Source organism: Archangium sp., from assembly GCF_036277355.1.
GTDB lineage: Bacteria > Myxococcota > Myxococcia > Myxococcales > Myxococcaceae > Archangium.
Genome location: NZ_DASUNC010000213.1, coordinates 21,074 through 27,073, shown reverse-complemented (window position 1 = coordinate 27,073; position 6,000 = coordinate 21,074). Strand labels below are relative to the sequence as shown.

The 6,000-nt window shown below is 68.4% G+C and carries 6 protein-coding genes and 1 pseudogene; 5 read left to right on the top strand and 2 right to left on the bottom strand.

The window, feature by feature from the left end; genetic code table 11:
- Positions 1-1,435, top strand: a pseudogene (locus VFZ09_RS51465) (hypothetical protein); the annotation flags it as partial.
- Positions 1,432-2,772, top strand: coding sequence for a hypothetical protein (locus VFZ09_RS51460; protein WP_329735244.1), 1,341 nt, complete (start codon positions 1,432-1,434; stop codon positions 2,770-2,772). The pseudogene VFZ09_RS51465 and the gene VFZ09_RS51460, both read left to right, overlap by 4 nt.
- Positions 2,773-2,830: 58 nt before the next feature.
- Here the strand turns inward: VFZ09_RS51460 and VFZ09_RS51860 are convergent, their stop codons facing one another.
- Together VFZ09_RS51860 and VFZ09_RS51450 are read right to left on the bottom strand one after the other, a co-directional pair.
- Positions 2,831-3,019, bottom strand: coding sequence for a hypothetical protein (locus VFZ09_RS51860; RefSeq protein WP_414640824.1), 189 nt, complete (start codon positions 3,017-3,019; stop codon positions 2,831-2,833).
- 154 nt (positions 3,020-3,173) lie between these two features.
- Entirely contained in the window at positions 3,174-3,530 is a 357-nt protein-coding gene (locus VFZ09_RS51450; RefSeq protein WP_329735243.1) for a hypothetical protein, read from the bottom strand.
- A gap of 234 nt (positions 3,531-3,764) precedes the next feature.
- On the opposite strand from VFZ09_RS51450, the gene VFZ09_RS51445 reads away from it, so the two are divergent.
- From VFZ09_RS51445 to VFZ09_RS51435, 3 genes are read left to right on the top strand one after another with little or no spacing between them, the layout of a single operon-like run.
- Positions 3,765-4,436: a TetR/AcrR family transcriptional regulator gene (locus VFZ09_RS51445; RefSeq protein WP_329735242.1), complete on the top strand. Its 672-nt coding sequence runs from the start codon at positions 3,765-3,767 to the stop codon at positions 4,434-4,436.
- The gene (locus tag VFZ09_RS51440; protein WP_329735241.1) at positions 4,433-5,233 is read left to right on the top strand and encodes a CoA transferase subunit A; all 801 of its coding nucleotides are present in this window, start codon (positions 4,433-4,435) and stop codon (positions 5,231-5,233) included. The genes VFZ09_RS51445 and VFZ09_RS51440 overlap by 4 nt, the downstream gene beginning before the upstream one ends.
- On the top strand, positions 5,230-5,970 hold the full coding sequence (locus VFZ09_RS51435) for a CoA-transferase subunit beta (RefSeq protein WP_329735240.1): 741 nt from the start codon (positions 5,230-5,232) through the stop codon (positions 5,968-5,970). Before VFZ09_RS51440 ends, VFZ09_RS51435 begins: the two co-directional genes overlap by 4 nt.
- The last annotated feature ends 30 nt before the right edge of the window (positions 5,971-6,000 follow it).

Here is a 6,000-nt window from a genome sequence, read left to right as displayed (position 1 = left end):
CCGCGGCCAACTGCCGCCGGAGTACCAGGAGGCCCTCGAGAAGGCCGAGAAGCAGGGGGTGCTCAACGCCTCGGCGGACGACATGGCGGTGAGTGCGTTTGACCACGTCACCTTTGGTGTGCCGCTGGGCAGCTACCACTTTGTCGCCACCTCCCTCCATGGCGTGTGGTTGCTCCGGAACGGCGAGATGGAGGAGGGCACGCGTGAGGCGGCACCTGCGTTGGTGCTGGCCCTCATCGGGGGTTACAAGGGCGTGCGCTACCTTGCCAAGGGGGAAGGCGCCGCGGGCGTGCGCTTGCGCCTGCGCACCGGGGTGCAAGCTGTGGAATCGCGGCTTCGGGCCCTGACCGAGACGGCGCGGCAGCTCCAAGAAGTGATGAACCTCCAGGGCCTGCGCGACCTGGCGGGCTACATCCGGGCCAGCCGTGAGGCAGGGCGCTTCGTGGTCGAGGGAGGGGCGGACGCCGCGCTGGCGCTGTACGAGGCCCGGGGAAATGTGGCCAGTGCACGGCCCCTCATGTCCAAGGCCAGGTCTGGGGCCTCGGGCTCCCCGCCCGCGAAAAGCGGGGCGGGCGCCGGGGAAGCCGCTGGCTCGGCGGACGAAGCCGCACGTCTCTCCCCCAAGACGGCCGTTGTCGGGGAGCGGTCTGGCACCCTGGCCTCACTGGTGGATGAGGGCGTAGGCCACACGCGGGAGGTGGTGGAAGCGAAGCTCGCCGCGGCGGAGCTCGAGGCCACGGGCCCGCGCCTGCCCAAGGACGTGGCGGTCCTCGAAAAACACCGCCCCTCCCTCGACGCCCCACCGCCCGAGGCCCGGGGCAACCCGCGCTGGCGCGAGTACGTGGAGTACTACAACGAGCGCTTCAGGGAGGTGGAGCAGGGCAAGGCCAACAAGGGCACGCTGAAATGGGCAGGCTACGAGCAGTTGCGCGGGTGGTTTGCCCGGGGGCTGGCCTTCGAGCGCGACATGGTGAAGCTGCTGCAAGAGGACGCGCTGAAGCCTCGGGCCGAGCGCCTCTTCCTGGAGGACTTCGACAGGCCCCGCCTTGAAACGCAGGTGGGCGTGCGGAAGCCGGGCACCGGCCTGCGCTTCGCGGACGTGCTCGTCATCGAAGAGGGGGGAATTGGCGGAGGGCCACGGCGTGTGGAGGCGTTCAGTTTCAAGAGCCGAGATCTCGCGCTGCTAGAGGAAGAAGCACTGAAGGCGCAAATGAAGGCGGACGCGATTGAAGCTCTGCGGAAGTACGGCGAGACGTTGGATATCCGCCGAGGCTCCATCCAACCCTTCTTCCCAGGGAGCGGCGAGGTGCAGGTATCGAGAGTTCGCCTCATCTACGAGGGGGGCAAACTCATGCCCAAGAATGACAAGATGTTGAGGAGCGCCGTGAGCGAAACAGAGGCTGCGGTTCCGGGAGTCGAGGTGGTCGTCCAATGAAGTGGCTGAGTGTGCACGATCTGAAACCGGAGGATCTCCTGCGACTCGAGTTCGACACTGTCTTCGACCAGCAGGCGGCGCTGGAGGGACAGTTGGAGCCCTTTCTTCAGGCACTCGAGGAATACGCCGGAGAGTGGATGCCGGACATCGTCAACGGCAAGCGGCGCCGCAAATACTCCCGCGCCGCCGTCTGGAAGTCCCTGGAGGAGCGGCGCGACGAGAACAGCACGGTGTTCGGGCTCTATCGCACGAAGTGGCCCGCATTGGATATATCGCTCAGTCTCTGGTTTCCGCCGCTGCCTCCCAGACTGGGAATCTTCATCAACGTAAAGCCCCTCTCCTTCTTCGCGGAGGCGGAGCGCTGCCACCACTTCGTGGAAATGGTGAGGACATGGGCCTCCCATTATCCCGTCACGCATGCCGTGGCTCACAGCACTGATGACATGATACTGGCGGACTCTCCCAATTTCGGCCGCGACAAGAAGACTTGCCGCGAAGACGGGTTCGACAAAGTCTACGAGGTGTTCTGGCTCAACGTCTTCGGTCCCAAACTGGTGGAGACGGTTGGTCGCGAGCGAATGCTGTCCACCCCAGCCCACCGTGTGGAGGAACTGCCCAACGGCTCCGTCCTCCTGGTGACGTGGCCCACCGTGGCGGATTTCGCCAGCAAGGAGGCCCGGCTCGCACAGGCTCGAGCCCACGCCCACCTCCGGCCGGACCTTGATTTCGACACCGTGTTGCGTAACTTGCGTGAGCGCAGCGCCATGCTGGCCCCCGTGGAGCCTCGTTTCCACCCGGACCTGGCCCCGCTTCTCTCCCGGGTAGTGGACGGCGCCGCGAGTCACGAGCGTCAGCGGCGGATTGCCGAGCTCAACGCGTGGTGCCCTCCTGAGCCCGAGGAGTGGCGCCCCGCTGACGCTGCCCTGCCTGCGGATGTAGAGAATGTGGAGAGCGCTCTCCAGCAGTACAGCCTCTACGCCGAGCACCTTGTGGCGCTGCTGCACTCGGAGGTGCCCTCCGTTTTCAAGGCCACGCCCGAGTCGCTCACGGATGCCGACTACTACTTCTGGAGCGAGGAATTCCCCAAGAGCCGGCTGCGCGAAGCCATCGACGAGCACGCGGTGCCCGCCATTGGCGCGTACCTGGGTGAGGTGCTGGTGCGCAACCTGGGCGGCCGGTGGATTCCGCGCCAGAAGCTCGAGGAGGCTCAGGTACTCGTGGGCAACCGCGTGTGGCTTCCCTTCGTCCGGGCCCGCAACTACATGCGCTCGCGACAGTCGCTGCTGGACTGCTCCCTCACCTGTCTCTACCGCGTGGCGGAGCGGCACCGGGACTGACGGGCGAAACGACACGGGGCCTGCTGCCCTGCGCCTCAGTCGCCCACGGTCCTGCCCCTTACGGGAATGTTACATGGCCAAGGGTGACGGTGCGCTGACGCCCGGCGTCCCACAGGATGAGGGTGTACGTCCACCGGGCCTCCCTCTCCGTGGCGATGACGTCCACCACGACACCCTGGTCGCTCGCCTCTCCCGGCGCGTCCGGAAGGATGGGGGGCGGCTGCCAGAGCAGCACCGGCTTGAGCACTTCGTCCTTCGGGCCCCGGAGCGCCGCACCCGCCGCCGTCCAGGGCGCAGTGCCCGGATTCCGGAAGTACTGTTGATGGTCACCAGGAGGCGCAGGTTCCCGGTTGTAAACAGCCCTCCCGGGAGGGGCATCTGTCGGATGGATGTCTCCTTGCCTATCTCAGCCCCGCGTCCAGATCGCCCAGGATGGGGGGAGGCATGAGTCCGCCGGAGCCGCCCAGCCCCGCGTCCGTCGAGTCGAAGGGCGAGGGGTAGCTCGGCATGGGGTTGATGCCCGAGCCACCGAGGCCTCCATCCGTGTCATAGGGGGACGGAGTCGTCGTGGGCACGCTCCCCGGTGAAGGCGAGACGCCCGGTGGGGGCGTGAGCCCCGGGGGCGTCGGCGAGATGCCGGGCGTCGTGGGTTGTCCCGTGGTGGGATCGAACTGCGCGTTGGCCACCGCCAACGTGAACAGCGAAGCCCCGAGCACCGCCCCCGCCACCGCGAGCCGCTTCCTCAGATTCAGCGCCATCTTCCGCCTCCTGCCGTGCCTCTCTGGCGCCAGGAAGGTGGGTATGTCCGTGTGGGTGATGCAGCGAGCCCTGTCCCTTCCGTCCGGGGAGGAGGCATCCGCCAACCCCTTGTTTTCACGAGTGTCCCTCCCCCTCGGGTGATTTTGGCTTGACGCCCCGTGTCGGTCGAGTGCATTTACCGACCGGTCGGTAGGTCGTCCGGGTGGCGGACGGCTACCCACGGAGGACACGCGATGAACTCGGGGCGAAGGCCAGATGACGGCGAGCGCTACAGGACCATCCTGGAGACGGCGGCGCGCCTCATCTGCGAGCGCGGGTACGAGGGCACGTCGATGCAGGAGATCGCCGCCGCGTGCCGGATGACGAAGGCGGGGCTCTACCACCACGTGCAGAACAAGGAGCAGCTGCTCTTCGACATCATGAGCTACGGGATGGATGCCTTCGAGCAGCAGGTGCTCGACCAGGTGCGCCACCTGGAGGATCCCGTCGAGCGGCTGCGCGAGTGCATGCGGCTCAACATCCACCTGGTGACGGGCGGGTGCAGCAAGGAGGTCATCATCATCCTCCACGAGCACGCCACGCTCACCGGTGAGGCCCGGGCCTTCATCGACAGCCGCAAGAAGGCCTACGTGCGGTTCCTGGAGGACGCCTTCTCCGAGGCCGTGCGCCTGGGACGCATCCGGGCCGTGCAGCCCACCGTGGCGGCGTTCTCGTTCCTCGGCATGGTGCTGTGGATCTACAAGTGGTTCCAGCCCGATGGGCGGCTGTCGGCCGAGCAGGTCTCCAACGAGATGGTGGAGCTGCTCTTCGGTGGGCTCGCCACGCCCGCGGTGGCGGCCGTGCCTGGGGCGGGGGCTCCGCAGCTGTCGATCGTTCCCCCCGTGGCGGTGGGGGAGAAGTCATGAAGCCGGGCCGTTGGGGTTCGCTGTCCGAGCTGGTGGCCTCCATCCCGGATGGGGCGTGGCTGGCCCCGGGTGGCTTCATGCTGGGCCGCGCGCCCATGGCCATGGTGCTGGAGCTGATCGCCCAGGGCCGCAAGGATTTGAAGCTGATCTCCCTGCCCAACCCGCTGCCCGCCGAGTTCCTGGTGGCCGGAGGCTGCCTGTCGCGGGTGGAGCTGCCTTTCGGAGCGCTGAACCTGGAGAACCGGGTGCGGCCCATGCCCTGCCTCAAGCGGGCCATCGAGCAGGGGCGGCTGCAGTGGCGCGAGCATGACGGCTACCGCATCGTCCAGCGGCTGCGCGCGGCGTCCATGGGCGTGCCCTTCCTGCCCGCGCCGGACGCGGACGTGTCCGAGCTGGCCGACGCGGATCCGCTCCAGACGGTGGTGGATCCGTTCACCGGGCAGCGGGTGCCGGTGGAGCCGGCCTTCTACCCGGACGTGGCGCTCATCCACGCGCGCGCGGCGGACGAGCGGGGCAACCTGTTCATCGAGGACCCCACCACGGATGTGCTGGTGGCGGGCGCGGCCCGGCGGGTGCTGGCCACGGCCGAGGAGCGCGTGTCCAAGCTTCCCCGGGTGACGATTCCCGGCTTCCAGGTGGAGCGGGTGGCCCTGGCGCGTCAGGGAGCGCTGCCCACCGGGTGCACCGGGCTGTACCCGCACGACGACGCGATGCTGGCGGACTACCTCGCGCTGGCCGAGGCCGGGCGGGAGGCGGAGTTCCTGAGCGCGATGCTCCAGACGCGGAGGGCGGCATGAACGTGGCGCCCGCCGTGACTCCCGCGGAGCTGGTGGTCTCGCTGCTCGCCCAGGAGATCGATGATGGGGCGGTGGTGGCCACCGGAGTCGCCTCGCCGCTGGCCATCCTCGCCATCGCGGTGGCCCGGGCCACGCATGCGCCCGGGCTGACGTACCTGTCGTGTGTGGGCTCGTTGGATCCGGACCTGCCGTTCCTGTACCCCTCGTCCGAGGACCTCGGCTACCTGGAGGGACGCTCGGCGGAGATCACCATCCCGGACCTCTTCGACCATGCGCGGCGGGGGAGGGTGGACACCGTCTTCTTCGGGGCCGCCGAGGTGGATGCGCAGGGGCGGACGAACATGACGGCCTCGGGCAGCCTGGAGCGGCCGCGGAGCAAGTTCCCCGGAGTGGCGGGGGCGGCGACGCTGCGGCAGTGGGTGCGCCGGCCCATCCTGGTGGTGCCGCGCCAGTCGCGCCGCAACCTCGTGCCCGAGGTGCAGGTGGCGACCACGCGGGATGACCACCGCCCGGTGAAGCTCATCTCCGACCTGGGCGTCTTCGAGCTCGGGGCGGGCGGGGCCCGGCTGCTGGCCCGTCATCCCTGGGTGGAGCTCGAGGCCATCCAGGAGCGCACCGGTTTCTCCTTCGAGGTGGAGGAGCCGCTGCCCGTCACGCCGCTTCCGGATGCGCGCACCGTGTCCGCCATCCGCGCCATCGATTCCAGAGGCCTCCGAGATCAGCTCGTGGGCGCCTGAGTCTTCCATACCCAGACAGAGTGTCTTTAC

Coding starts and splice junctions, on each gene's coding strand:
- VFZ09_RS51440 (WP_329735241.1), top strand. CDS start 4,433: ATGAAGCCGGGCCGTTGGGGTTCGCTGTCCGAGCTGGTGGCCTCCATC.
- VFZ09_RS51450 (WP_329735243.1), bottom strand. CDS start 3,530: ATGGCGCTGAATCTGAGGAAGCGGCTCGCGGTGGCGGGGGCGGTGCTC.
- VFZ09_RS51460 (WP_329735244.1), top strand. CDS start 1,432: ATGAAGTGGCTGAGTGTGCACGATCTGAAACCGGAGGATCTCCTGCGA.
- VFZ09_RS51445 (WP_329735242.1), top strand. CDS start 3,765: ATGAACTCGGGGCGAAGGCCAGATGACGGCGAGCGCTACAGGACCATC.
- VFZ09_RS51435 (WP_329735240.1), top strand. CDS start 5,230: ATGAACGTGGCGCCCGCCGTGACTCCCGCGGAGCTGGTGGTCTCGCTG.